Consider the following 26338-nt stretch of genomic DNA (forward strand, 5'->3'; position numbering starts at 1 on the left):
CACTCAGAATCGTCAGCCTGACCATTCCACGCCCCGAGAGGTTCACAGCTGCAAACCGAGATGTTCTATTGACCATAGCCGCCTGAAGTGGGAAGGTGCGTTGACGCTTTTGCGAGCGTGTCTCCATGGATCTTCTCAGACCTTCGGGGCCAGCCTTACCGCTGGCCCCTTTTTTCTGGGAGTCGCTGCGGAATTTGCGATAAAGTCGCAGTGACTAAGAGATCATGTCGGGCTTGGTGGTTTTAAGGGGGGCGAATGCTGATTCGACTTGTGGGTGCAGTGATCGCGGCCGCTATGTTTTCCCCTTTGCAATTTGCCCATGCCGGGAAGTCAGTTGAAGACTGTGAGGCAGAGATCGGGGCAACTTCGTCATCGAATCGACAAGCACAGCTCATGACCTGCTTGCTTGATGCAGCGGAGCCAGCCAAGCCAGCGCCGCCCCCCCTCAAACCTCGCCCTTTCAAATCCAATCCAGCGGACGCGCGCAAGGTGATGGCCGAAGGAAAGCGGACCGTACTCAATGCGTTGAAGGATCCCGATTCGGCTAGATTCAAGAACTTGAAAACCAGCCGTGATCTCTACTTTTGCGGCGAGGTGAACGCCAAAAACTCTCTTGGTGGGTACACCGGCTTCAGTCGCTTCATCGTGATGTTGTCGACAGTGACGCTCGATGATGGAAGCGCAAGTTTCCGAGACGAATGGCTGGTGGCCTGTGAGGGATATGAACGAGCAGATATTGAGGCTGTGAAAGCGCGGTTTAACTAGTCTCAAATCTATAGCACGCGGTACAGTCTCTAGGCCGTTTTACCCCCTTTTCTTGCACCTAACTTGGACGGCAACATGCCAGCATGCCCAAGGACTGGTCCGCGCGAATCCCCTCTGTCAATTTCCGCTGCGGCGACTGCCGCAAGGCGTTCGAGGGTGTGCCTGATCTTGTCGAGGATGACCCCGACCAGCCGCACCACCCGTTCAAGTACTTCGCCCACTGCCCGCATTGCGGCGCCGAGAACCAGCCGCAGGCGGCCTGGGAGCGGGCGCTACTGAAGGCGCACCAGCATTCCACTGGCCCCAAGACGCCCGAGGGGCTGGCGGCGAGCGCTGCCAACATCGCTGGCCATCCAACACCCCACGAGACCCTGCGCACGCGCTTCAACGCGATGAAGCATGGCGCCTCGGCGCGCACGGCGAAGTACTTCCCGGCAAAGGCCGGCGGCTATTCGTTTTGCGCGCGCTGCGATGTGGACCGGGACTGGTGCAATCAGCAGCCCGCGTGCGTGAAGCAGACCGAGACCTTCATGCTGCACATGGCTGCGTTCGAGCAGCGCGATCCCAAGGTGCTGACAGCCCTGCATGCAGACATGCATGCCGCCCTGATGGCCACGCTGCAGATGTGCATTCAGGAGGTGCTGGGCCTGGGTGTGCTGATCAAGGCGCCCAAGGTGGAACTGGACCGCGATGGCAACCCCGTGACGCTGACCTACACGGGCGATGATGGCCAAAAGCGCTACATCTACAACTACTCGAGCAACCCGGCTTTCAAGCCGCTGACCGAGCTGATCACCCGCCTGGGCCTGAGCATGAGCGACCTGGGCATGACGGTGAAGGCCACCGACGAGGACGCCGAGCGCAACCTGGGCAAGCTGCAGCTCGATGAATCCTCCAAGGAAACCCTGTCGGCGTTCGGCCAGCGCATGGTGGAGGCGACAGAGAACGCTCGCTTGCTGATCCAGCAGGCCCAGAAGGCCACCAAGGAAGACCCGGTGCTGCTGGAGCACCAGGCGCGCAGCGGGGACAAGTAGCGCCATGGCACGCTCCAGCGCGGCCCAGCGGGCCAAGAGCAGCATCGTGGCCGAGCGCGAGATCATGCGCTTTGCGCTGCCCGACCCCTCGACCGGCCTCAAGCCGCATGCCCTGTGGCACAAGCACGTGCACAACGTGGAGCTCGACCCCATACAGCTGCTGAAGATGCAGGAGATGGACGAGCACCCGAACACGGTGGACTTTTCATGCCGCCGTACGGGCAAGACGGCCGTGAAGGAGATGTACCACCTGGAGGGCCTGGCCACCACGCCCATGCAGGAGCTGGGCATCGTGGCGCCGCGCATGCAGCAGAGCCAGAACAACCTGGACTACCTGATCGACGGTGTGCGGCGCAGCGAGATCCTGTCCGCGTTCATCTCATACAAACAGGGCCGCCCGCAGCTCAAGGACACGGCGTTCCAGTTCGCCAACGGCAGCAAGGCCAGTGCTTACGGGATCATGAGCCAGATCGACGGCGATTCGATCACCATGGCCAGCCTCGAGGAAACCGACGACATGCCGCAGGACCGGTTGCTGTCGCGCTTCCTGCCCATGCTGGGCGCCGCGCGCCGCCTGGGCGTCGATCGCACGGGGGTGGAGTTCAAGCCCACCATTCGCATCAGCGGCGTGTACAAGGGCGCCGACGTGCTGCAACGGCTGATCGACACGGGGGAGTACCACACCCTGCCCACCGTGGACGTGCACCTGGGCGTGGCCCTGGGCATGGTGGATGCCAACTGGGCCAAGAGCATGCAAAAGCAGCTGCCGCCCGAGGAGTACATACGGCAGTTCTTGTGCAAAAACATCCGTGCGCGCAACTGGATCTGGGAAGAGCACCTGCGCCGCGCCAGCGCCCTCGGGCTCGAGGCGGGCCTGCAGCGCGCATGCCCGATGCCGGGCGAACGGTATAAGCGGCGCGGCCTGATCAGCCTGGGCTACGACCACACCGGCCATGGTGAAGACCCCGCCGCCTCGAAGAGCGCCCTGGTGATCTGCGAGCAGATTGGCAACTGGGCCACCTTCCCCTACGTGAAGATCTGGCAGCCCGGCGTGAGCGATACCACCCTTGCCGAGGATCTGGTGTCGATCTGGGACTACTTCCGCCCGGACTACGCTATCGGCGACGCCTACGGCGTGGGGATGATGACCGGCGTCAACGACGTGCTGTACCGCAAGGGCCTCACCCACGTGAACCGGGCAGTGGTGGAGGACGGCCAAAGCAATGCCAGCGCCTGGAGCCAGTGGGCCTTCGCCCCCATGCGCTTCGAAGGGATGACCAAGCACATCATGGCCAGCGCCCTGCGCGAGGTGTTCCACAACAACCGCGCCGCCTTCCCCTACGTGGACATGGCCAACGACAAGGAGCCCGAGGAGTGGCTGGCCTTCGTGCGCCAGATGGGCAACATGAAAGCGACCCCCACCCAGGCCAGCTACAGCAGCTTCTCCATGGTCGACCGCAAGACGGGCGACGACCTTTTCGATGCCGCCTGCGCCGCCGTATACGCGCTGCTTACCCGGGGGATGGCCGATGCGCCCACCGTCATCCAAAGCCGCAAGCAAACCCGCGAGCAGCTGCTGGGCCTGCCTTCCGTGCTGGCGCGGCTCGCCGACGCCGTTCACTCCTTCGGCCAGCACTGGCGCCCCAGCGGCGGCGGCGTGCTTGTGCCGGCTTGAAAGGACATTCCATGTTCAAACGACTCTCCACCCTCCCCACCGCAGCCGTGGCCTTGATGTCCACCATGTGGAAAGAATTCTTTCCGGCTGGCAACCGGCTCGCCGGCGAGCGGGGCGACCGGCTGGCCAGCGACGACGCCATGTCGCGCATGTACCGCAGCATGTGGCTCGACACCGAGCGCCGGGCCATGGTGCGGCAGATGCGCGAGATGGACCGCAAGGACGGCCGGGTCAAGCAGATCCACAACCGCCTGGCGCGCGACTGCATCCGGGGCGGCCTGGTGCTGCAGGTGAACGAGAAGGCCAGCAGCGAAACTCTCAAGCGCGAGTGGCGCTCGATGCAAGGCCGCCTGCAGCTTGAGATGGCCGAAAAGCTCAAGAGCGACGCGCGCGGCTTCGTGATGGAGGGCAATCTGCCCCTGCAGCTGGTGCTGAACGACCGGCAGGACGTGGTGGCCGCCATCCGCATGCCCAGCGACACGCTGATGCCCATCACCGACATGGGCGGCCGGTTCAAGAACCCCGCCGCGGCGTGGGAGCAGCGCGACGTGTTGACCGGCACCACCCTGGCCAGCTGGGCCGCGTGGCAGATGGCGGTGGCGCGGCTGGACCCCGACAACTTCGACGACATGGGCAGCATGGGCCGCCCGTTCCTGGATGCCTGCGCCCACGTCTGGCTGAAACTCACGATGACCGAGGAGGACCTGGTGCTGCGCCGGCGCATGCGGGCACCGCTGCGCATGGCCCACGTACTTGAAGGCGCCGAAGACGATGACCTGGCGAAGTACCGCCAGCAGGTGGAGGGAGAGCAGGGCTCCATCACCACCGACTACTACCTGAACCGCAAGGGCAGCGTGTCCGCAGTGCAGGGTGATACCACTCTGGGCGATATTGGCGACGTGGTGCACCTGCTGGACACCTTCTACGCGGGGAGCCCAGCGCCCAAGGGCCTGTTCGGCTACACGGGCGAGATGGCGCGCGACATCCTGGAAGACCTCAAGCGCAGCTACTACGACGAGGTGGACGGCCTGCAGGACGCCATGGCCGCCAGCTACGCGGTGGCCTTCCGGATCCACCTGCTTTTCAAAGGGATCGACCCCGGGGTGGACGAGTTCACCCTGCGCTTTGCCCAGCGGCGCACAGAAACGCCGAACCAGGTGGCCGACCTGGCGCTGAAGTACATGGCCCTGGGCATGCCTGAAGACATGGTGTTCGCCGACATGGGCCTGGACCCCGACTATGTGCGCAACAAGCGCATCGAGCAGGCCGAACGAAACGACCCCTATCCGCCCGCACCGCAGGCGGCCGGGCGCGGCCAGGGCATGCCGCGGGTAAACGTGACGCCGGGCAACGCCCCCAAGGGCGAAAGCTCCACGGCGGTAAGCCAGGCCGGGGGCAACGGCGGGAAAGGGCGTGCATGATGGAAAGAGGTGTTGTCGTGCCTGAGTGGTTTAAGGGTGACGCGATGCAACAGGTATTGCGGGGCGCACGTGAGCCGATCCGCCGTACTCCGAGAGTTCGAATCTCTCCGACAACTCCAACCTATCGAGTGCGCTGGGCATGAAGCAGGCCGCCGCCATCCGCCGCGCCAGCCGCCAGGCCCGGCACGCCATGCAGGAGCTCGACCGCCGCGGCATCGAGGATCTGCTGGTGCTGTACGGGCGCGCGGCGGATGACGTGCGCCAGCGCATCGCCGCGGCGGTGGATGCCCAGCAGGAGGTGCCGGAGTACCGGCTGCGCGAGCTGCTGGCCCAGATCGAGGCGGTGATCCACGGCCTGGCCGATGCGCGCAACGCCGTGATCGAGCAGGCGATCGAGCGCGCCGCCGAGCTGGGGGTGCGCCCCTATACCGCCCAGGGCGTGGCGGCCGTGGGCGGCGAACAGGCCGTGCTGGAGAGCAGCGCGGCCATGCGCATCCACCAGGCGGCGGTGCGTTTCGTGCGCGAATTCACCCTGGCCGATGGGCTTGCCCTGTCGGGCCGGCTGTGGCGCGTGGACCAGGGCGCACGCGAGGTGCTGGTGCGTGCCATCGGCCAGGCCGTGGTGATGGGCAAGAGCGCCGCGCGCGCGGCCCAGGACTTCATGCTCCAGGGGGACAAGGTGCCTGGCGACCTGCTGGCCCGCATCGCGGCTGGCAAGGCGGGTGCGCTGGCCAAGGTGGCGGACACCCTCACCGACCGCAGCACCGGCGCCTTCGCGCAGGTGGAGCGGGTGTTCCGCACCGAGATCAACCGCGCCCACGGCGAGGCCTACATGGCCGCTGGGGAGGGTACCCCGGGGTTCGCGGGCTGGCGCTTTTTGCTGAGCCCTGAGCACCCCCGGCCCGACATCTGCGACCTGCTGGCCGCCCAGAACCTGCACGGCCTGGGGCAGGGCGTGTACCCCGACCGCGAGCGGTGCCCCTGGCCAGCGCACCCGAACACCCTGAGCTTCGTGGTGATGGTGTTCGCCGACGAGGTGACCGCCGCCGACCAGGCCGGGCAGGAGACCACGCTGCAGGCGCTGGGCAGGCTTGCGCCGCTGGTACGCGCTGGCGCGCTGGGCCAGACCAAGGCGACCTACTTCGACAAAGGCCTGCTCACCACGGGCATGGTGCGATCACCCCTGCGCGCGGTGCGCGCGCGGCTTGACCGCCTGGCGGACCGTGCAGCCGAGCCTTTGCCAAACCCCGATGCGCTGCCCAACTTCGCCCATGCCGTGCTGCCCTCCGACAAGCTCACAGGCTACGTGCTCAACACCGACCACCCGGTGGGCAAGAACAAGGCACGGGTGTTTGCCTCGGCCCTGGGCTATACGCGCGAAAACTCGCAGGATCTGGCCGAGGCCATCCACGCCGCGCTGCCCCTGGCCCCGGCCACGGTGCGCCAAACCACGCAGTACGGCGTGCAGTACAGCGTGGACCTCCCGCTGACAGGACCCAAAGGCAGTGCTATCGTGCGCACCGGCTGGATCGTGGAACCTGGTGGCCAGGTTCCGCGTCTCACATCCGCCTATGTGAAGATCGACAAGACCAGATCCTGATTGCCCGCCATGTTCCATGCTCTAGAAACCGTAGCACTCAAGCAAGCGCAGCCCGGCGCGGGCCTGGCCGTGGGCGCTGTCGGCGTGGTGCTGGAGGTGTTCCGCGACGGGCAATGCCTGGTGGAGTTCTGCGACAAGGACGGGCAGACCCTTGCCGAGATCCCGCTGCCGCCCGGCGCCCTCGAACCAGTGGCGGCCACCGCCGGCTGAAACCGCCATGGACTTCGATTCCGCCCTGGAACGGGTGAAGGAGCGCTTTGAGGACTGGCGGGCGATGGTTGTGCTGGATGACAAGCCGCTGCGGCGCTATGTGATGTGCTGGCGGCCCAGCCTGGTGCGCCGTTTCAATGACTGGCCGGAGCGCAGCGACATCGGCGGCCTGTGGGATTGCGTGGCGGTGGATGTGCAGGCACTGAGCGAGCTGACAGGAGATGCCCTTCCCGATGTGCTCTCGCGGTTGCGACAGGCGCAGGGCATGGAGCTGATCTACCCGGATGGCAGCGTGGCACAGGCCGTGCGCCGTGTCCTTGCGGGCAAGCTGGCCGAAATAAAGGGCATGTCTTCCGCATAGATTCTGTGCGGAATGCACTGGCTGTTTGGCCCATGGCGCATACACTGTTTTCCATCCCTCAGATGGAGAAGCTCATGGGCCCCTTGGAAAAATTCTTGCCAGATCCTGGCCGTGGATTGAATACGTCCAGGATCTTCATCCGTGTGGACAGTACCCATAAAGACCACGATGCCGACAGCGCCCAGCGCCTTTTGCTGGCGGGTGACTCGGGCGCGCTTCACCAGTTCGTCAGGGTGCAGACTCAGGAGGGCTTGACGGTCAAATTTAAGGGCAAGAAGCTCAACTGGTTGACCATTGGCTGCTCGTCTGCGGGCCGCCCTCGGGATGAAGCTGCTGATATTGAAGAGCTCCGCTACGTGTTGGGCTCCACCTGCGAATTCCTCGCAAAATAGCGCCCGCCCGCCCCAACCTCTCGCATCTCGTGCAGCTTCAAAAAAAATAGCTGCCATCGCTTGCCAATAAAGCCCGCGCAGGGCTTTTTACCCCCTTTTTTTGCACCTCTGAAGCCTTGAAGATGCCTATCGCGGACAACTCCGCGAAGAGGCATCATGAAGCGCTATTCACTCGTCGCACTTGCAGCCCTGGCCGTGTCGGCCATGTCGGCTTGCAGCGCCCCGGTTGCGGGGCGCCACATTCGCCTGGGCCATGAAACAGGCACCCCGGACCGGGTGCGGTTTCTGTCGCAGAGCATCCAGCTCTCGGACGGGGCGAAAACCTCCTGGATCACGCTGACCCGCGTCGGGCAGTTCCACGATCCACGGTACGGCGACTTCGAGATCACCCACGCCATGCTGGCCCAGATGGTGGGCAACTTCGATAACCGCGTGCTGGGCCAGGACGTGTTCATCGACGTGGCCCACAAGCCCGACGACGGGGCCGCGGCAAAAGTGCTGCGCCTGTCCGTGGAGGACGGGCGCCTGCGCGCGCTGGTGGAGTGGACCCCGTTTGGCGTGCGCTCCGTCAAGGAGAAGGGCTTCACCTACCTGAGCGCGGAGTACCACGAGGCGTGGCAGGACAACGAACAAAAGCAGCAGCACGGCTGCGTGCTGCTGGGCGCGGGCCTGACCAACCGGCCGGTGATCAGCCGCCTGGATGGCATCGACCCCAAGCAGCTTTCCCAAGACGACAACGACCACGACGCCCCGGTGCGCGTGGCGATCTCCCCCCAACTTCTCAAAGAACTGCAGGAGCAGGACATGAACCATATCGAGCAATTGCGCGCCCACTACAAGACGCTGGGCCTGTCTGATGACGTGATCGTGAAGCTGCTGGCCGAGGCCAAGAAGCAGTTCGATGCGGCCGGCACCGACAGCGTGAAGCTGCTTTCCGTGCTGGAGAGCTGGAAGGCCAGCGGCGATGCCGTGAGCAGCCAGCTCAGGGCATTGGCCGCGGCAAACCCAGGTTCCGCCCAGGCCGTGACGATCACGCTGGCGCAACCCGCAATGGACGTGAACGAGGCCGTGAAGCTGGCCATGAAGGCTGCGGACGACGCCAAGAAGCTGGCGCAGACCACCCTGGCCACCAAGGTCAAGCTGCTGTCCGACACCATCAAGGACGGCCACAAGGAGCTGGACGACACCGCCCTGAAGTCCCTGGTGGACAAGGCCTCGCCGCTGATCACCGCCGAATCGACCGACGAGCAGGTAAAAGGCCTGGCCCAGATCCAGCTCGACCACGTGAAGGCGCTCAGCGCCCAGGCCAAGCTGCAGGGGCTGGGCTATGTGCACATCCCGGGCGATGCCCGTATTTCCGTGGACAGCAGCAACTCCATCAAGAGCCTGCAGGCCACCATTGACAAGCGCCTGGGCTTCGAAGGCATGTCCGAAACGCGCCGCTTCGAGAAGACCGGCGGCAAGCTGCTGGCCGCCAACAAGGACTTCGCCGAGAAGGCACTGGCCCAGTTCGACGCGGAGAACGGTGCTCGTTTGGACGCAGAGCACAAGATGCTGGCGGGCGGTACCGGCTCGATCAGCGATGTGGCAGTGCCCGCGGTGGCCGAGCGCACCGTGCTGCGCGAGGCGCTGTACAACCTGACCAGCCTGGGCTTTATGGACGTGGGCACGGCCCCCCTGGCCAACGTGATCACGGTACCGTTCAGCTACCGCGATACCGCTGCAGCGGGCGTGAATGCGCTGCGCCGCTATGAAGGGCAGGGCATCCGCCGGGCCGGCGTGATCCAGACCTCGGAAGAGGCCCGTCCCCTTCCGCAGAAGCTGGCCTATCTGGTGTCGAGCGAATTGCGCCTGCTCATGAGCGCATCGCCCATCGACTTCGACCCCGTGGCGGAGAACATCCGCAACATCATCCGCATCGTGGGTGAGGACACCGAGGCGATCAACTTCAATGAACTGGTGTTCAGCGCCGACGAGTCGGGGGCCGTGGCCTTCAATGACACGCTGACGGCCCAGTGCAACGGCGCCAACGCTGTGTTCGTCACCTCCGCGTTCCCCGTGGTGCGCCCCCGCCAGCCCTACGACCTCAAGGGCAACCCGGTGGGCAACCCTACCAATCCGCTGGTGCTCACCTACGACGGCACCGTGCGCACTGAGTACGCGCTGCCCTCCGATGGCTCCGCGCTGCCCGCCGGCATCTACTACGTAATGGACTGGAACCTGGGCGAGTTCCGCCTGGTGAACCAGGCGGGTGTGGTGCAGGTGCCTGCCGCCGGAAAGGTGCTGACGGTGGCGGGCTCCCGCGCCACGAACCGCTCCGTGTGGAACTCGGACGCCGTGGGCGGAGAGACGGTAAAGGAACGGTACGACCGCCTGCTGACCGAGATTGGCAACCGCAAGGTGGTGATCAACAACGACCGGTTCTATACGTCCAACTTCACCTTGATGAGCGGCGCTTTGGACAACGCTTTGACGACGGCGGAGAGCTTCCAGGCCAACGGGCAGCGCGTGGGGACGGGATTGTCTGCCGATGGCAGCGTGGGCTTCACCAAGAACCTCCCGACTTTCAACCCTTCTGCGCCTGGCCTTGTGATGGGGGACACCCGAATCATGGTGGGCCAGCGTGGCAACAGTCGGTTCCGCATGTGCAAGGCGTTCTCGATGAACCCGCCCGAGCAGGTGCGCAACGCCGCAGGCCTGTTCACCGACCAGCAGGAAGGCTTTGGCACGCAGTGGATCGTGAGCCACACGCCCACGCCGCTGAAGAACAGCCTGACCTCGATCATCGTTTACAGCGCCACGGGGCGCGTGGCACGGGCCGCCTGACAACCCCCACCCCCGGCATCTGAAAGACCCCCGGCTGCTGCCGGGGGGTGCAGGCCCGGGGCAGGAGCACACCATGCCAACGAAACACATCGAGAACAACACCAACGCCCCGATCTACGTGGGCGGCAAGATGATCCCGCCCGGTACCGGCCGGGACATCGACATGGCCCTGCTGCCACCGGAGCACCAGGTGCTGGCCGTTGCACCCGCCGATGCCTTGCCCACCCTCGCTGAACTGGTGGAAGCATTGCGCGCCAAGCCAGTGAAGGACATCCTGGCCGAGCTGGGCACCCTCAAGCAGGAGGCATTGAGCCTGCTGCTGGAGGGCGAGAAGGCCCAGGCGAAGCCGCGTTCCTCCCTGGTTGCCGCGCTGGACGCCGAGACCATCCGCCGGGCGGATCTGCAGTTGCAGGCCGAAGCGGACGCCCTGTACCTGGAGCAGCTTCTCGGCCTCACACCCGAGCAGCTTGCCGCCGTGGGCGAGCAGATCTCCGCCCTGACGCCCGCGCAGCTTTCCACGCTGACGCCCGAGCAGCGCGCCCGCATGGCCCCCGAGCTGCTGGCCGCGCTGTCGGACGAGCAGCGCGCGGCCCTGGACGGCACGCAGCCGCAGGCCTGAAAGAGCGCCCCGCATGTCCATGCTGCTGTCCGCGCTGGTGGCTGATTTCAAGGCGTCGCTCAACGACGCCAAGGATTCGTTTCGCGCGCCCGCGGACGCTGACTTTGTGCGTTTGCTCAAGGTGGCCGCGGTGGACATGCAGGCCAAGCGCCCCATCACCAAGCCCGGCAGCGTGGGTTTGTTCCCGTTCCAGCCACGCTACGCCGTCACCGCGGGGGACTTCGCCGCGCTCAAAACCCACATGTGGGCTGACCCGGCGATCACCCCCAAGCCCTGGGCGCCCGACTACCCCGGCCCCGCGCCGCGCGTTGCAGCGCAGTGGGACGGCGTGGCGTGGTGGCTGGAGTTCTCCACGGCGCCCACGCCCCGGCAGATTTTTGTGTGGGGTGACGAGTTCCGCTTCTGGTACTTCGGCCAGCACGTGCTGAGCGAGGCGCCCGGGGGCACCACCGTGAACCCGGCGGACCGGGGCCTGCTGCTGCTGCGGGCCCAGTCCGAAGCCATGCGCGAGCTGGCCCTGCGCAACGTGAACAAGCCGCAGCAGATGCGCGACGGCTACACCAGCATGCCCCGCAATGGCACGCCGTCCGCACTGTTCTCCGTGCTGATGTCCGAGTTTCGTGAGGCGCGCTGACCATGGCCACCACCAACGTGCGTGAAATCACGATCGCCCTGCGCTCGGATGGCGAGGGCTTGCTCAATTCCCTGGTGGACGAGCTGTCCCGCCTGGCGCAGGAGGCCGTCAACTTTATGAAGCGCACCGCGCCCAAGTGGCGCAGCACGCTGACCAACTCGATCCGGGCAGACAAGATCTCCGACTTCGAATGGGACATCGGCCCGGGGGTGGAATACGCCCCGGCCGTGGAAGAAGGCCGCGCGCCGGGCAAGGGCCTGCCCCGGTGGGAGGACCCCGCCGCCGCCGACATCGTGCAGTGGCTGGCCACCAAGGTGTTCGCCGGCCGCCGGCGCGCGCGCCGCACGAGCATGAAGGCCGTGCACGAGAACCTGGAGCTGCGCGACCGCTACCAGGGCCTGGCCTGGCACGTGCGGCACCACGGCATCAAGGCGCACCCCTTCGCCGCGCCCACGCTGGACATGATGGAACGCTCGTTCCCGGCTCGGCTGGAGCTTGCCGCACGGCGCTACCTGGCCACCACCGGCAGTGGAGGCGCGGCGTGATCGGTCAGCACTCCTTTGATGCAGCCCTTGACGGCATTCAGGCCAGCATGCAGGCGGCCATGCCGCTGCGCATCGTGCAGCGCAGCCTGGTGCTTGACCCCCTCAACGCCGACCAGGACGCACTGGCCCGGGGCGTTGTCTGCCTTGTGAACGGCGGCGGCGGGCAGTTTGCCAACTACCGGGGGCGCGAGGGGCAGCTGGGCCACGCGGCGCTGGGCGTGGTGGCTTTCGTGCGGGTGCCCGAGGGCTCGGCCCCTGTGGACGTGGAAGCCGCAGAGCTTGCCGTGCTGGCCGACGTGCTGGCCTGGGTGAAGGCGCCAGGCCTGCCAAGGCCCTTTGATTCGGCCCTGCCCAAGAGCTTTCGCCAAAGCCGGCAGCTGGATTTCCCCTGGGGCTGGATCGTCATCGAGCTGGACGTGCGGCCCTGATCACCATTTTTGAAAGGCATTGCCATGGCAACCACCCCCAAAAAACAAGACGCGGCCGACAAGGGCACAGATGAGCGCACGCCCATGGCCGTGCCTGTGGGCGGCTGGCCGCCCGACGAGTTCACAGGGCAGGCCGGCAGCTTCGAGCGCGACCCCTACACCGGTGTGCGCCGCCGCGTGGAAGAGGCCACACAACCGGCGCTGCCCCGCGCCCAGCGCAACGCCGCAGGCTGAACCGGCCGCCCGCTGACCCCACCACTTCAAAGGAACGATCATGAGCATGAACATGAGCAACATGGTGCTGCTGGCCATGAAGCAAGTCGCCAAGGGCACACCCGCTGCACCGGTGCCCGGCACGCACGCCATCCTGTGCCGGGGCCTCACGCCCCAGCCCATCAAGGGCAAGTTCGTGGAGCGCAACCTGATCCGTGGCTCCAAGGGCAACCAGGGCGCGCTGTTCACCAGCGAGCACCGGGTGTTCGAATTCGAGGTGGAGCTTGCCGGATCCGGAGCGGCGGGCACTGCGCCCAAGTTCGGCACGCTGCTCAAGGGCTGCGACATGAGCGAGACCCTCACTGCCGCCACCAGCGCCGTGTACCAGCCGCACGGCGTGGTGGGGGACTACATCACGCTGTTCTGCTACATGGACGGCGTGCTGATGAAGATGACGGACGCCAAGGGCTCCGTGAACCTCTCGCTCAACGCCGAGGAAATCCCGGTGATGAAGTTCAACTACATCGGCAAGTTCCACCCCGTGGAAGACCAGCCTTTCCCGGCGGGCATCCTGTTCACCGGCTTCCAGCAACCGCTGACGGTGGGCGACAGCAACACGGCCACCTTCACGATCGCGGGCCTGGACCTGGTTACCAAGTCCTTCAGCATCGACCTGGCCAACCAACTGAGCTGGCGCAACTGGATCAACGACGCCGGCGTGCGCAGCCCGGACCGCAATCCCACCGCCAGCGCGGTGTTCGAGATGACGGACGTGGCCACCAAGGACTGGGCAAACGACGTGCTCAAGGGCACCTTGATGCCGCTGCAGATCGTGCACGGCGTCACGGCCGGAAACATCGTGACGATCGACGCGCCCAAGCTGCAGTTCAACCAGGAGCCCTCGCTTTCCGACGAAGACAAGACGGCCATGCTGAGCGCCAACTTTGCCGTGATGCCGGACGCGGGCAACGACGAGCTCGTGCTGACCTTCACCTGACCGGCGCGTGCGCCGCGCCACCCCCAACCCCGAAATTTCCAACCCTTCATAGCGAGATCGCCATGTCTGTCAGTTTCAAAAAGCGTGAGTTCTTCAAGGTCCCCGTGTCGTTCCCCGTGCCCAACGACAAGGGCAGCTTCGACAACAACACCTTCACGGGGCATTTCAAGCCCACGAGTTTCGAGGAGCTGAAAGGCATTCGCGAAATGCAGGACATCGACGTGGTGCGCGACCGCCTGATCGGCTGGGAGATGACCGACGACGACACCAAGCAGCCCGTTGCCTTCACACCGGAAACGCTGGAAGCCGTGCTGGCGATCGCCTCCGCGCCGTACCACATCGCCTTGGCTTTCTACCGCGCCGCGAGCGGGAACAAAACAAAAAACTAACCGAGGCCGCGCGCGCCTGGGTGGGGGCGTGGGAGGGGCCCAAGCGCACCGCGCTGGTGGTGGACCCCGCCCTCGAAGCCGGGATGCGGGCCTTTGGCGCCACGGATGCCGACGTGGAGAAGGTCCGCCAGGAGCGCGGCTCTGCAGAGAAATCGGTGCAGGGCGTGGAGTTCGAGGTGTGGGAGGAAAACTGGGAGCTCTGGCTGTTTTTTTTGGCCGCGCAAACCCAGTGGAACTACGTGTCCGGAGGCCTTGGCCCCGCGGTGCGGGTGGGCATGAACTTTACGGGGGTGGAGTCCGTGGCGCGCATACGCGGCATCTCCGGCCAGCAGCTGCAGGCCTGGGCGGAAGACTTGCAGTCGATCGAGCTGGCGGTGCTGCAGGCGGACAGGGAAGTGGCGTTGAAACGCAGACCGAACAAGAGGGCGTGATGAGCGTAAACGGGAAACTGATACTGGCGGTCAAGATGCTGCTCGAGCGCGGGCAGTACAAGGCCGACCTGAATCAGGCCGTGGCAGATACGCAGGACGCCGCCACCCGCATCGAGGGCGGCACGCGCGGCATTGCCGATGCCGTGCAGGAGGTTGTGGGCGGGCAGTCCGCCGCCGTCAACGCGGCATCGCGCGCCCTCACGGTGCTGGGCCCGGCGGCAGCGGCTGCCGCTGCTGCTGCTCTTGCCGTGGGTGTTGCGTATCACCAAGCTCATCAGGAAACCCTCGGCTACGAGAAGGCCATCATCCTCTCGGGCAACGCCGCCGCCGTGACCAGCGGGCAGCTGGGGGACATGGCGCGCAGCATCGACGGTGTGGTGGGAACCCAGGCCAACGCCGCCGCCACGCTGACCGCAATGACGGCATCGGGCGAAGTGGCCCGCGAGAACCTGGAAAAGGTCAGTCTCGCCGCCATCGAGATGGAACGGGCCGCAGGCCAATCCGTATCGGAGACGGCCAAGCTCTTTTCCTCCCTGGGTGATGAACCCGTGAAGGCCAGCCTGCGCCTGAACGAGTCGATGCACTACCTCACGGCATCCACCTACGCCCAGATCAAGGCGGCAGATGACCTGGGCGACAAGGAAACCGCTGCATCAGTGGCTCAGAACGCGCTGGCCGACGCCCTGCGTGATCGTGCGGCAAAAATTGAGCAGAGCCTCGGCATTCTGGAGCGCAGCTGGCGCAGCGTGCGCGACCTGGCGAAAGAAGCCTGGGACGCCATGGTGGGCATCGGACGGCCGGACACACTGGCCCAGCAGCGAGAGCGCAACGACAGCCAGGTGGCGTCGCTACAGAAGCAGATTGACGGCCGCAAGGAGCGAGGCCTGGCCACCGGGGATCTCGACGGCCAGCTTGCCGCCGCCCAGGCGCTGCAGCAGACATTGCGCGAGACGGCGAAGCTTGACGATAGGGCCGCGCAAACCAAGCGCGAGCTGGCCGCGCAGGACGCCGCCCGCATCGACCTGGCCCAGGCGCTGGAGCAGTCGGCCAGCAAGCAGGTGAAGCTGGCGCAGGAAGTCGCCAAGGCCAATGCCCTGGCTGACCGCGCTGGCGCCAGCGCGGCCGAGCGCGAGCAGCTGGTGAATGCCGCCCGCGAGAAGTATGCGGAGAAGGCAGGCAGGGCCGGGGGGAAAACCGGGCTCAGCGAGGCCGAGCGTGAAGCGGCTTCCATCGCGAACCTCTCCGGTCTCACCTCGGACTACCAGCAGAAGCTGACCGAGCTGCAAAGCGCACGCGAGAAGGGCAATCTCTCCGAGGAGCGGTACATCGAGCTGGTAGAGGCCCTGATCGCCAAGCAGCCCATGGCCAGGAAGTTGATGGATGACCAGGCCAAGGCCACCACAGCTGCCGAAAAAGCAACGCTCGAGCTGGCAAAGGCCCGGGACAAGGACCTGGCGTCCACGCAGGCCGCGATCGAGAAGGCCCGCGCCGCTGTCACCGCACAGGAGGAGCAGAACGCCCGCCTGGGCCTGACCAAGGAGGCCATTGCCGACCTGGACGCGGCCAAGCTGGAGATGCTGGCAACGGACCTGGAGCTGCAGGCCATCCAGCAGATGGACAAGAACCTGGATGAGCAGCGGTACGACCTGCTGAAACAGCAGGCCCAGGCCTACCGGGATCTGGCCAAGGCCAAACGGGACGGGGCGGCCAAACAGGCGGGCATCGATGCCCAGGCCGAGCTGGCCAAGGAGGCCGACAAAGTGGCCGTGGAGGGGCAGCGCGCGGCAGAGCGCATCGAGCAGACGCTGACCGACTCGCTGATGCGCGGTTTCGAGGCTGGCAAGGACGGCGCGCAGAACCTGGTCGACACGGTAAAAAACCTGTTCAAGACGCTGGTGCTGCGGCCGACGATCAGCGCCATCATGTCGCCCGTCGCCGCTGGCATCAACGGCATTCTTGGCGGCATCTTTGGCGGTGGTGGCGGCGCGGGCGGGGGCGTCGGCCTGGGCGGCCTGGCCAATGGTGCCAACGCCGTCAGCAACCTCTGGGGCATGGGCACGTCGGCAGCTGGCTGGGTGGGCTCGGGCGTCGGCGCGCTCTTCGGGCAGACAGCGGGCAATGCGGCGCTGGGGGCATCGCTGGGCCTGGGCGCTGGCAGCAGCGCGGCGGCTGCCAGCGGCGCCGCCCTTGCGGGTGGTGGGTCTGCCGCAGGCGCTGGGCTGGGGGCGTCGATTGGCGCCGCGATTCCCTATGTGGGCCTGGCCCTGGCCGCGCTGAGCCTTTTTGGCGGGATGGACGACAGCGGGACCTTCCACACCGGCTCCTCTTCCCAGTACAGCGCCCGGGGCGGCATGGAGCACAGCACCGCGCACGGGGCCTTTGGCACGGGCTTTGGCGCGGTGGACTACAGCAAGCAGACGCAGGACTTCACGGGTGCCATGGCCAAGGGCATCGTGACGATGCTGGACAGCACTGCGACCACGTTCGGCAAGGAAGCCGGCTACAAGGCCGCGACGGCCTTTGCCGACGACACCAGCGAAGACGGCGCGTGGGGCGCGCTGCTGATCACCAAGCTGGAAGACACCATCGTGAACTGGGACCTGGACCGCACCAGCAAGTGGGCGCCCAAGGAGTTTGCGGACGGTGCCCAGGGGCGTGAAGAGTACCTTGCCGCCGTGGCGGCCGATGTGCAGGACGAGCTGGTGAATGTGGTCGACGACTGGGCCAAGCCCATGATCGAGGCGCTGGGCGATGGCGTCAGCCTGGAGCAGCTCGCCGCCACGGTGGAGCAGATCAACGCCGCCAAGGCGGTGTTCGTGGACTTCGGCAAGCTCATGCCGGCCTTTGCCGACATGGCCGACTCCGCCATTGCGAAGCTGGCCGAGGCCTCGGGTGGTGCGGGGCCGCTGGCGGCCAACATGCAGGCGTTTGCAAACCGCTACTACTCGGACGATGAACGCCTTGCCATGCAGGCCAGCAAGCTCGAAGCCGAGTTTGAGAAGCTGGGCGTCGAGATGCCCGAGACCACGCGCGAGTTCCGTGAGCTGGTGGAAGCGCAGATTGCCCTGGGCGATGAGGGCGCCGAGACGGCTGCTGCACTGCTCGGCCTGAGCGATGCTTTCGCCGATGTCGCAGAGGCGTCCGGCGGCATGGGCGATGCGCTGGCAGGTACCACGACGGCCATGGTGGACACGTTCGGGATCACGGCCGACGCGATCAAGGGCATCCTCGACAACGCGATCGAGAACGCAAACAGCGCCGAGGAAGCGGCCCAGATGGCGAGCGAATCGTTCGAAGAGATGATCTATTCGAACATCAACGACGCGATGACGACGGGGCTGTCGTCCATGATCATGGGCGCCATCCAGCCCATGGTGGACGGGCTGATCGCGGGCGCCACGGCATCGGGCGGCGCCCTTGCCTCGGGTGGCGCTGCGGGCGGGGGCGCCATGGCCGCAGGTGGTGCCGCAGGCGGGGGGGCTGTGGCGGGTGGCGGCGCGGCAGCAGGTGGCGCGGTGGCCGCTGGTGGCGCGGGCGCGGCAGGGGCCATGGTGGGCGGGGGCGTTGCCGTGGGCCAGATGGTGAACACAGCCATCGAACAGGCCCGCGTGAGCCTGGCAGCCTGGGCCGAGGTGTTGAAGGACCCGGCGGTGCAAGGGATGATTACCGACATCAGCGGGCTGGTGGGGGGCGTGGCCGGTGTCGCCTACCAGGCCAGCGGTGGCGCATCCGCCAGCGGCGGCGGATCTGATTTCAAAAGCCCAGGCTCTTTCAACGGCCCGGCAGGTGCAGCCGACGATCTCACCGATGCCCTCGAATCCCTGGGCGATGCGATCGAGGACGAGGTGAAGCGGCTGCGGGGCCTGATGACCGAGAACTCCAGCGCCAGCCAGGAAGCATTGATGGCGAAGTTCGCCACGGAGACCGCGAAAGCCCGCGCCGGGGACAAGAACGCGCTGGAGCTGCTGCCCTCACTGAGCAAGGACATCGAGTCCGCCGCTGAGAAGACGGCCACCAGCGCAGTCGACATTGCGCTGATGCGCGGGTGGCTTGCCAACAGCCTCACGACAACGCTTTCGAAGCTGGGCTTGGACGTGCCCGCGTTCGATGTCGGCACCAACTATGTTCCCAGGGACATGCTTGCGCTCATCCACGAGGGCGAGGCCATCGTGCCCAAGGCGTACAACCCGGCCGCGAATCCGAACCCCGTGGTGGGCTTCGCGCCCCATCTGCAGGGGCTGTCGCCTGGCGATGGCGCGCTGCAGGAGCTGCTGGCGGAGTTCCGGGGCCTTCGCTCTGACTTTGGCCAGTTCGTGAAGAACCGAAGCCTGAACCAGGGGCACGAGCAAGGCCTGCGTGCGCGCATTCTTGAAGCCGTCGAAAACGTGGAAGAGCTGGTGGCGATGGCACAACAAAAAACCGGGGTGCCCGCATGAGCGAAGGCCTGATCATCATGCGGCGGATGGTTGTGACGGACGCCATGCTGGTGTCGTCCAACGTGCCGGAGAACGACCACCCGGCATACAACCCCGCCACACCATACCCGGCAAAGACGCGGGTGCGCCTGGATGCGACCCATTCTGTGTACGAGAACACGCTTGAAGGTGCCACGGGCAAGGACCCGGCAACGAATCCCAATATCTGGGTTCGCGTGCGTGCCACGAACCGCTGGCGCCTCTTCGACGCCAAGAACAGCAGCGTGACTGCCCAAGCCAACACGATCAGCTACGTGTTCAAGCCCGGCGCGGCGGTGCCCATGGTGGCGGCACTGGGCCTGGTGAATTGCTTTTCGATCCGTGTGCGCATCATCGATCCCGACCACGGGCTGGTGCGTGACGTGACGATTTCCCCAGCGGCGCGCATGGTGCGCTCGAACTGGTGGGAGTTTTATTTTGGGGAGCGCATCGGCGGCTCTCGCATTGTCATCTTTGACGACTTGCCCTCCTACCCCAATGCGTTATTGCATGTGGACCTTGTGGGCGGTCCAGACTTGTCCATCGGACTGCTCGCCTTCGGGCAACAGCGTACCTGGGGCTTTGGCGTGAAGTGGGGTGCACGCGTTGGACGAAAGATTTATAGCCGGAATGAAGAGAACGACTTCGGCGACTTCGACCTTCTCAAACTGCCGTCGGCCAAACGCTCCAGCTTCGAGCTTGAGATCAACAACGACGAGGTGGACCCGCTCCTGTACTACCTGAGCGACATCGACGCAGAGCTGTGTTTGTTCATCGCCGCGCGTCGCTTCGAAGCGCTCGTGATCTTTGGCTCGTTCCGCAACCACGAAATACAGCTTGATAACGGCATGGAGTCCACCTTGCAAATCCAACTCTTGGGAATCACAAAATGAGCATTGGACCACTCCCCCCGGAACCGGTACCCATCGACCCGCTGCCACCCGCGCCCGAGGCGTCGACGCCGGTGGAAGACTTTCCTACGGTGGCCTTCAACCACCTCGCCGGATGGAACCCTTTCCGGCTGGCACAAAACGCCCAGGCCGCCGCTGTCAATGCGCTGGCAGCACATACGCACGCTGCGGCGATAGAGGTGGACGCCAACAAACTCGCGGTGGATATCAACACCGCGCTGGTGGCCAACTACGCCGGCGCTGCCCCGTGGGTCGCCGGTGTGTATGCCAAGGATGTGGTGGTTTCCAGCCCTGTCAATCAAAGGCTGTACCGCAAGACCACGGCAAGCAGCGCCACGGTGATCGACCCCAGCGCGGACCCCGCGAACTGGACGCTTGTGAATGCAATGGTGCCCTTCGAGCCGGTGACCACGGCAACGCTGCTTGCGCAGAATGGCGGCCGGTACAGCCTGCAACGCACGGCTGCCGAGGGCGCTGGTACCAACTTGCTTATCTACTCTGAGCAGTTCGACAACGCGGCCTGGACGAAGAGCAATGCGACCGTCGCTGCCAATACGGCCATTGGCCCGGATGGCGATTTGCTCGCCGACACGATCACAGCCACCGGCGCGTCGGCGGGCGTGTACACATCCATAGCTGTTGCCGCCAGCGCGGTGGCTGACTACTACTGCAGTGTGTTTTTGAAGAAGGGGACATCGAGCAAGGCAAAGATCGACCTTTACTACCCAGGAAACACCCAGTCCCCATTGCTTTTTGACTTTGATACGCAGGTGATCTCAGGGGGCGCATACGCTGGGCAGTACATCGCCGAATACTACGGTGCCGGGTGGTGGCGACTGGGCTACAAGGTGCTTCGCGACGCATCTGCAAGCAAGACCACGATGATCATGCTCCTCACCCCCAACAGCGGGGTTGTCGGGCAAACCATCTTGGCGTGGGGCGCGCAAATTGAATCGGGCGCGGCGCCTACCAGCTACATCCAATCCCTGGCAGCACCAGGCACCAGAACTGCGGGACAGATCCCTGCTCAACGTCTGATCTTCCCCGACACGAGCATCGAGAACTCGTTCGTGTCCGTCCATGTCGGCAACGGCATTGACTACAACGTCATCGACCCCAATGGCAGACAGCTTGAGGGCTCAACGGGCCCCACCTTGCTCGACTTCTCGACTGGCTCTATGGATTTCCAACTGCTCAACGGCATCTGGAGGGCCGTCCAATGAACTCACTCTCGCAAATCTTGGGGAGCGGCGCTGCAAAACCCTGGGTGTCCGGCCGCGTGTACCAGCCGGGTGCCGTCGTGCAGAGCCCTGCAGACAACTACCAGCAATACGTGCGCGTGACGGCCGCCGCGCCGGGCGCCACCGACCCGGCATCAGATCCGACAAACTACAAACCGTTTGGCGGGCGTGGCATCAAGTCGATTCAGAAAGGCTTGATCACGATCCCGAACGGTTCGACATCTGCGACTGTCACCGTCTCGGCGGTCAACACCAGCAGATATCTCTTGCTGCCGGCGGGCGGCCTTGGCATTGCAACCGGCTCTATCGCTGTGATCCCCGAGCTGGATCTGACGAACGCAACAACCATCACGGCATCCATACACACCGCCGCTTCCGCCAGTGGTGTGCGCGGTCGCTATCAACTCGTGGAGTTTTACTGATGCCCTTCTACGCACAAACCAATGATGCGGGATTTGTCACCTCTGTGTCCGAAACCACCGGCGCTATTGAAGGGCCGAACATCATCGAGATCTCTGGCTTGCACGAGTCTGTGCTCGGCAAGATCTACGACGCAAGCGCCAGCGCAGCGGCGGGCCAGCCCGTGTTCGTGGATCCGCCTCCCACTCCCTACGTTCCGCCGGCATGGGAGTGGTTGATTGATATCGGCCCCTTCTTTGACCGCTTTGAGCTGGCGAAGATGTCGGTGCTGACCAGCGACGACCCGGGTGTGCGCGCCATCCTCGCTGACCTGCAGGTGCGCAAATGGATCGACCTGCAGCGGGAGGATGTGTTCCTGGGCCTGCAGTACGTGGGCAGCGTGGTGCCCGCGGTCACCGCCGCGCTGCAGGAGGACATCCTGACCGCGCCCGTGCTGCCGGTTGAAAACCTTGCGTTGCGCAAGCTCTACTTTTCCTGAGCGACGCAATGCAAGCCGCGTTCTACAAAGCCACGCGCCCAGGCATGCAGGGCATCTACAGCCGGGCGGTGCAGGTGATCGACCACGGCCCATACAGCCATTGTGAAATCGTTTTCAAAGATGGCGTCTGCGGATCTGCCTCGTACATCGACGGCGGTGTGCGGCTCAAGCGCATCGACTTCGATCCCGCGCACTGGGACTTCCTGGATCTGCCCGACCATCTTGAGCCCTATGCCCGGGACTGGTTCGAGCGCAACCAGGGCGCGCCCTACGACCTGATCGGCAATGTGCGGTTCGTGCTGCCATGGATCGACGACAGCGAAACGGGCTGGTTCTGCAGCGAAGCGCTGGGCGCCGCGCTGCGCTGGCAAGAGCCCTGGCGCTATGGGCCCAACGGCGCGGCCGCGCTGGTGCTCACGATGTACCCGCAGCCCAGCACCACGATTACAGGAGGGATAGGCCATGCCTTCGCATGACGAAAACGAATTCGCCGGGCCCGACCGGCGCAAGCCCGCAGAGGTGCGGCTGACACAGGAGACCATCGACTACATGACGCTGCTGTTTCAGCAGGCGGTGGCCGAAGGCATCAAGAGCGCCGTGACCGAGGACATGGCCGCGCGCGTGATTGCGGCGGGGCTGACCGCGCTGCAGCGCCAGGCCACCGAGCACGCGGGCCGCGTGGTGATGGGGGGCATCGTGGGGCTGGCCCGCAAGGGCGCGCTCTTCATGCTGCTGGGCGGGCTGTTCTATGCCATCGGCGGGTGGAGCGCGCTGGCAAAGCTGGCCAAGTTTCTTTTCAGTGCGGCGGTGTGACATGGCAGATCCAATCGAACTGATGCACCACCTGGCCAACCCGAATGTGCAAGCCTTCTTGCGCATGCTTCGGCACGGCGAAGGCACGGCGGGCGATGACGGCTACCGCGTGATGTTCGGCGGTGGCCACCTGGCCGGCCTGGACGGAGCACCCGGCACGGCCGACGACTTTGCCGACCACCCGCGCCGGGCCATCACGCGCAAGCTGGGGGGCAACCCGATCACAAGCACGGCGGCCGGCGCGTACCAGTTTCTGGCTCGCACGTGGGACGGCCTGGTCAAGCAATACGGGTTTGCCGACTTCTCGCCCACGAACCAGGACCTGGGCGCTGTAGCCCTCATCAAAGGGCGCAAGGCTCTGGACGACGTGGTTGCCGGGCGCTTCGAGGATGCGGTGCGCAAGTGCAACCGCGAGTGGGCAAGCCTGCCCGGCAGCCCATACGGCCAGCCCGTGGTGACCATGGCCCGGGCGCGGCAGGAGTATGAGGCGCACGGCGGGACATTTGCGCCCGCCGCGCCCGAGGCTGCGGCAACCGTTGCCGACTTCATCAACCCGGCTGCGCTGGCCGCCGACACCATCACACCCCAACCCAAGGAGCAACCCATGGCCCCCTTTGTCGCTGCAGTGCTGCCATCCCTGATTGACCTGGTGCCCAAGCTGGGCCGCCTTTTCTCGTCGGGCTCGGAAACGTCCGAGCGCAACATCAAGGCCGCCGAGATCGTGGTGGCCGCCGCCAAGGAGGCCATCGGCGCCCGCAATGAGCAGGAGCTGCTGGAGACCATTCAGGCGGACCCCGACGCCGCGGCGCTGGTGCGCGGCGCGATCGAGGCCAACTGGTTCAAGCTGGAGGAGGTGGGCGGCGGCATCGCCGCGGCGCGCGCGGCCAATGCGGTTTACGCCCAGCCCGGCGGCCAGGGGTTCTGGCACAACCCGGCGTTCTGGATCTCGATGGGCTTTCTGCTGCTGCCCGTGTTGATCGTTATCGACATGCTGTTCGTGCACTCTGAGGCCTACGACGCCACGCTGCGCACCCAGATCGTGACGGCCATCCTGGCGCTGCTGGGCGTGGTGGGCGCCTACTGGCTGGGCACCAGCTTCAGCAGCCAGCGTAAGACGGAGCTTGGGGCCGGGGCGGCGAAGCTGCCCGGGGTGTGACCGGCCACCCCCGAAAAAAAACCGCCTCGCTGTGTGGGCGAGGCGGCTTCAAGCAGGGGTCAGATTTCCAGTTCGTGGCCCGGGAGGGTGCGGCAGTGGTCGTGCACCAGCTTGACCTTGCTTTTCCTCTTGTTGCTCCGGGGGGCCTCATTGATGGGTCCCGGTGTATCGCAGAAGTACATCTTCATATGCTTCTCCTTTAAACAAGGTTGACGAACCTTGCCCGAACCACCGGCGCGCCGTAAACTACGGCTGTCGTGATAGACAACGACGGTGGAGGGCAAGGGCCCTTTGCCTCAAACGCCTCATTCAGTTGCAGCTGATTGGGGCGTTTTTCTTTGGCGTTCAGATTTACGCATCACATTTTTTCCTCCTTTCTTGGTTCTATTGGTCGGTGGAGCCGGTAGGCCCCGGTATCTATGGTCGGGGATTATATGCCGCGTTCGGAGAAAATCTACACCCTACCTAAAAAAAGTGGGTGCAAAGGGCTCCGACAGTATTATTGAAACTGTTTGAAGTGTGGTGCCGGGAAGCTGGCATTGCGGCGCCGCTGCTATGGACGCTACTGCCATGTCGCTAGTGCTGAGGTGCTACTGCAATGGGGTGCCCCTATGAGTGGGGCCAGATCTTACGCAACCAGACGCCTGTACAAATGTCGGTGCTTTCCAGTCGCACGAAACAACGCACAAGTAAAAACTGCTATTCACTAATGCCGTTCAGTGCATCGATATTATTATTGATTCAGTGAAGCAGCGTGAACTGAAATGATGTTCCGTGATTTGGAGTGAATAATACTAACGGTTAGTTTTTGCTGCCAACTACTGGCAATAAAACACATGAAGCTAATGCCGCTCCAGTCTGCTGCAGTTTTTTAGTGCCGCAATCCAGCAGGTTTTTTGCGCATCCAGTAGATCAGCGGGTTGGTGCAGCGTCAGAATTCAGCCGGTTTTGTGGACGATTCGCCTCGCACCTGGTGGGCTTGCATGGTGTAGGCACGGGTGCCTAGGCCCTCGCGATCGGCACGTCTTCCCACCGCGTCGTGTACTGCGGCGTGCGCCTCTCCTGCTTCATCCCCCATTCCTTCGCCTTGTTCGTGGCCCCGGTGCTGGCCGCGTGCACGGTGCCCTTGCCGTAGCGTCCATTCAAAGCATCCAGCGCCACCATCAGCCGCGACCTGTCCCGGCAGTCTTCCTCTTCGAGGTCCAGCTCGTGCTGCAGCATGCTGCCCGGCATCAGGTCCAGCAGGATCACGCCGGCCTTGGCCAGCTTGAAGCCTGGCGCGTAGATCTGGCGCATGCCGCTTGCCGCGGCGGCCACCAGCTCGGCGGTGTCGGCGGTAGGCCTGCGCAGGGGGACCACCACCGACCGGTTCAGGCGCGGGCCCGGACGGAAGGGGGAGGTGTGGACGAACACAAGGATCTGGCTGGCCAGGCTCCCTTGCTTGCGCAGCTTCTCTGCAGCGCGGCTTGCGAACTCGCTGACGGCTTCCACCAGCGGGGGCAGGTCCGTCACGGCGTGGCCGAATGACCTGGTGCATGCAATCTCTTTTTTGGGGGCGGGTGCGTCGTCCAGGTCGATGCACTGCATGCCCTGCAGCTCGCGCACCGTGCGCTCGAGCACAACGCTCCAGCGCCGGCGCACGGTGGCGGGGTCCATGCGGGCGAGGTCCAGCACTGTGTGCACGCCACCCTCGTGCAACTGCGCGGCGATCTTGCGGCCCACGCCCCATACATCCTCAACCAGCGTGGCCGCGAGCACGTCGTCAAGATCCTGCGCGGGCAGGGCGGCCAGGTTGCACACCTGGGCCAGGTCGGCAGGGTAGCTACCGGGCTTGCGCTCGGCGGTCTTCGCAATGTGGTTCGCCAGCTTGGCGAGGGTCTTTGTCTGGGCGATGCCGATGCCGCAGGGGATGCCCACCCACTGCAGGATGCGGCTGCGGATGGCGTGGCTGCGTTTTGTGAGATCTCCGCGCACGCCATCGAGCCCGATAAAGCTCTCGTCGATGCTGTAGATCTCCTGGCTGGGGCCCAGGCCTGCCGCAAGGCTCATCATGCGGTCGCTCATGTCGCCGTACAGCACGAAGTTCGCGCTCAGCGCCACCAGGCCTTCGCTGGCCTCGAAGTGACGGATCTGGAACCAGGGCGCCCCCATCTTGATGCCCAGCGCCTTTGCCTCATTGCTGCGCGCCACGGCGCACCCGTCGTTGTTGCTCAGGACTACGACCGGGCGCCCCACGAGCGACGGCCGAAAGACGCGCTCACACGAGACGTAGAAATTGTTCCCATCGACCAGGGCGTACATGATGTGCCAGCACTCGCGGCGCCC

At 65.1% G+C, this 26338-nt stretch carries 27 protein-coding genes and 1 tRNA gene; 26 read left to right on the top strand and 2 right to left on the bottom strand.

Annotation, left to right across the window (positions count from 1 at the left end):
- Positions 1-255: 255 nt before the first annotated feature.
- From KW843_RS07385 to KW843_RS07510, 26 genes are all read left to right on the top strand, one after another.
- A complete protein-coding gene (locus KW843_RS07385; RefSeq protein ID WP_218294506.1) occupies positions 256-765 on the top strand; it encodes a hypothetical protein in 510 nt (169 codons plus the stop codon).
- Positions 766-923: 158 nt separating this feature from the next.
- Entirely contained in the window at positions 924-1799 is an 876-nt protein-coding gene (locus KW843_RS07390; RefSeq protein ID WP_218294507.1) for a hypothetical protein, read from the top strand.
- A gap of 4 nt (positions 1800-1803) precedes the next feature.
- Positions 1804-3474 carry an NDRG family protein gene (locus KW843_RS07395; RefSeq protein ID WP_218294508.1) on the top strand — a complete coding sequence of 557 codons (1671 nt, stop codon included), beginning with the start codon at positions 1804-1806 and terminating at the stop codon, positions 3472-3474.
- Positions 3475-3485: 11 nt separating this feature from the next.
- Positions 3486-4895, top strand: a complete 1410-nt coding sequence (locus KW843_RS07400; RefSeq protein ID WP_218294509.1) for a hypothetical protein — start codon at positions 3486-3488, stop codon at positions 4893-4895.
- Positions 4896-4906: 11 nt separating this feature from the next.
- Positions 4907-5014 (top strand) — tRNA-OTHER (locus tag KW843_RS07405).
- Positions 5015-5034: 20 nt separating this feature from the next.
- Positions 5035-6495, top strand: coding sequence for a DUF6883 domain-containing protein (locus tag KW843_RS07410; protein WP_218294510.1), 1461 nt, complete (start codon positions 5035-5037; stop codon positions 6493-6495).
- A gap of 9 nt (positions 6496-6504) precedes the next feature.
- Complete coding sequence (locus KW843_RS07415; RefSeq protein ID WP_218294511.1) at positions 6505-6705, top strand: DUF4926 domain-containing protein; 201 nt, start codon at positions 6505-6507, stop codon at positions 6703-6705.
- A gap of 7 nt (positions 6706-6712) precedes the next feature.
- A complete protein-coding gene (locus KW843_RS07420; RefSeq protein ID WP_218294512.1) occupies positions 6713-7066 on the top strand; it encodes a hypothetical protein in 354 nt (117 codons plus the stop codon).
- 32 nt (positions 7067-7098) lie between these two features.
- A complete protein-coding gene (locus KW843_RS07425; RefSeq protein WP_218294513.1) occupies positions 7099-7458 on the top strand; it encodes a hypothetical protein in 360 nt (119 codons plus the stop codon).
- A 156-nt stretch (positions 7459-7614) separates the two neighbouring features.
- Positions 7615-10284 carry a phage protease gene (locus tag KW843_RS07430; protein ID WP_218294514.1) on the top strand — a complete coding sequence of 890 codons (2670 nt, stop codon included), beginning with the start codon at positions 7615-7617 and terminating at the stop codon, positions 10282-10284.
- Between the two features lie 73 nt (positions 10285-10357).
- Complete coding sequence (locus tag KW843_RS07435; RefSeq protein WP_218294515.1) at positions 10358-10903, top strand: hypothetical protein; 546 nt, start codon at positions 10358-10360, stop codon at positions 10901-10903.
- A 13-nt stretch (positions 10904-10916) separates the two neighbouring features.
- Positions 10917-11537, top strand: coding sequence for a hypothetical protein (locus tag KW843_RS07440; protein WP_218294516.1), 621 nt, complete (start codon positions 10917-10919; stop codon positions 11535-11537).
- Positions 11538-11539: 2 nt separating this feature from the next.
- The gene (locus tag KW843_RS07445; RefSeq protein WP_218294517.1) at positions 11540-12082 is read left to right on the top strand and encodes a hypothetical protein; all 543 of its coding nucleotides are present in this window, start codon (positions 11540-11542) and stop codon (positions 12080-12082) included.
- Complete coding sequence (locus KW843_RS07450) at positions 12079-12510, top strand: hypothetical protein (RefSeq protein ID WP_218294518.1); 432 nt, start codon at positions 12079-12081, stop codon at positions 12508-12510. Before KW843_RS07445 ends, KW843_RS07450 begins: the two co-directional genes overlap by 4 nt.
- Positions 12511-12534: 24 nt before the next feature.
- Positions 12535-12744, top strand: a complete 210-nt coding sequence (locus KW843_RS07455) for a hypothetical protein (protein ID WP_218294519.1) — start codon at positions 12535-12537, stop codon at positions 12742-12744.
- 40 nt (positions 12745-12784) lie between these two features.
- Positions 12785-13720 (top strand): phage tail tube protein, encoded by a 936-nt coding sequence (locus tag KW843_RS07460; protein ID WP_218294520.1) that lies wholly within the window; start codon positions 12785-12787, stop codon positions 13718-13720.
- Between the two features lie 62 nt (positions 13721-13782).
- Positions 13783-14109, top strand: a complete 327-nt coding sequence (locus KW843_RS07465; RefSeq protein WP_218294521.1) for a phage tail assembly chaperone — start codon at positions 13783-13785, stop codon at positions 14107-14109.
- 59 nt (positions 14110-14168) lie between these two features.
- Entirely contained in the window at positions 14169-14540 is a 372-nt protein-coding gene (locus tag KW843_RS07470) for a DUF1799 domain-containing protein (protein WP_218294522.1), read from the top strand.
- A complete protein-coding gene (locus KW843_RS07475) occupies positions 14540-18976 on the top strand; it encodes a phage tail length tape measure family protein (RefSeq protein WP_218294523.1) in 4437 nt (1478 codons plus the stop codon). The genes KW843_RS07470 and KW843_RS07475 overlap by 1 nt, the downstream gene beginning before the upstream one ends.
- On the top strand, positions 18973-19887 hold the full coding sequence (locus tag KW843_RS07480; protein ID WP_218294524.1) for a carbohydrate-binding protein: 915 nt from the start codon (positions 18973-18975) through the stop codon (positions 19885-19887). Before KW843_RS07475 ends, KW843_RS07480 begins: the two co-directional genes overlap by 4 nt.
- Positions 19884-21128 carry a hypothetical protein gene (locus tag KW843_RS07485; protein ID WP_218294525.1) on the top strand — a complete coding sequence of 415 codons (1245 nt, stop codon included), beginning with the start codon at positions 19884-19886 and terminating at the stop codon, positions 21126-21128. Before KW843_RS07480 ends, KW843_RS07485 begins: the two co-directional genes overlap by 4 nt.
- On the top strand, positions 21125-21568 hold the full coding sequence (locus KW843_RS07490; protein ID WP_218294526.1) for a hypothetical protein: 444 nt from the start codon (positions 21125-21127) through the stop codon (positions 21566-21568). The genes KW843_RS07485 and KW843_RS07490 overlap by 4 nt, the downstream gene beginning before the upstream one ends.
- A complete protein-coding gene (locus KW843_RS07495; RefSeq protein WP_218294527.1) occupies positions 21568-22044 on the top strand; it encodes a hypothetical protein in 477 nt (158 codons plus the stop codon). The genes KW843_RS07490 and KW843_RS07495 overlap by 1 nt, the downstream gene beginning before the upstream one ends.
- Positions 22045-22052: 8 nt before the next feature.
- Positions 22053-22520 (top strand): hypothetical protein, encoded by a 468-nt coding sequence (locus KW843_RS07500; RefSeq protein WP_218294528.1) that lies wholly within the window; start codon positions 22053-22055, stop codon positions 22518-22520.
- Positions 22507-22857: a hypothetical protein gene (locus tag KW843_RS07505; protein WP_218294529.1), complete on the top strand. Its 351-nt coding sequence runs from the start codon at positions 22507-22509 to the stop codon at positions 22855-22857. Before KW843_RS07500 ends, KW843_RS07505 begins: the two co-directional genes overlap by 14 nt.
- A 1-nt stretch (position 22858) precedes the next feature.
- Positions 22859-24013: a glycoside hydrolase family 104 protein gene (locus tag KW843_RS07510; protein ID WP_255594636.1), complete on the top strand. Its 1155-nt coding sequence runs from the start codon at positions 22859-22861 to the stop codon at positions 24011-24013.
- A 59-nt stretch (positions 24014-24072) separates the two neighbouring features.
- Here KW843_RS07510 and KW843_RS26725 read toward each other — a convergent pair whose 3' ends face one another.
- Positions 24073-24201 (bottom strand): hypothetical protein, encoded by a 129-nt coding sequence (locus KW843_RS26725; RefSeq protein WP_255594637.1) that lies wholly within the window; start codon positions 24199-24201, stop codon positions 24073-24075.
- A gap of 814 nt (positions 24202-25015) precedes the next feature.
- Positions 25016-26314, bottom strand: coding sequence for a Y-family DNA polymerase (locus KW843_RS07515; protein WP_218294530.1), 1299 nt, complete (start codon positions 26312-26314; stop codon positions 25016-25018).
- Between the last annotated feature and the right edge of the window lie 24 nt (positions 26315-26338).

The sequence above is a fragment of the Acidovorax sp. sif1233 genome (assembly GCF_019218755.1).
GTDB lineage: Bacteria > Pseudomonadota > Gammaproteobacteria > Burkholderiales > Burkholderiaceae_C > Acidovorax.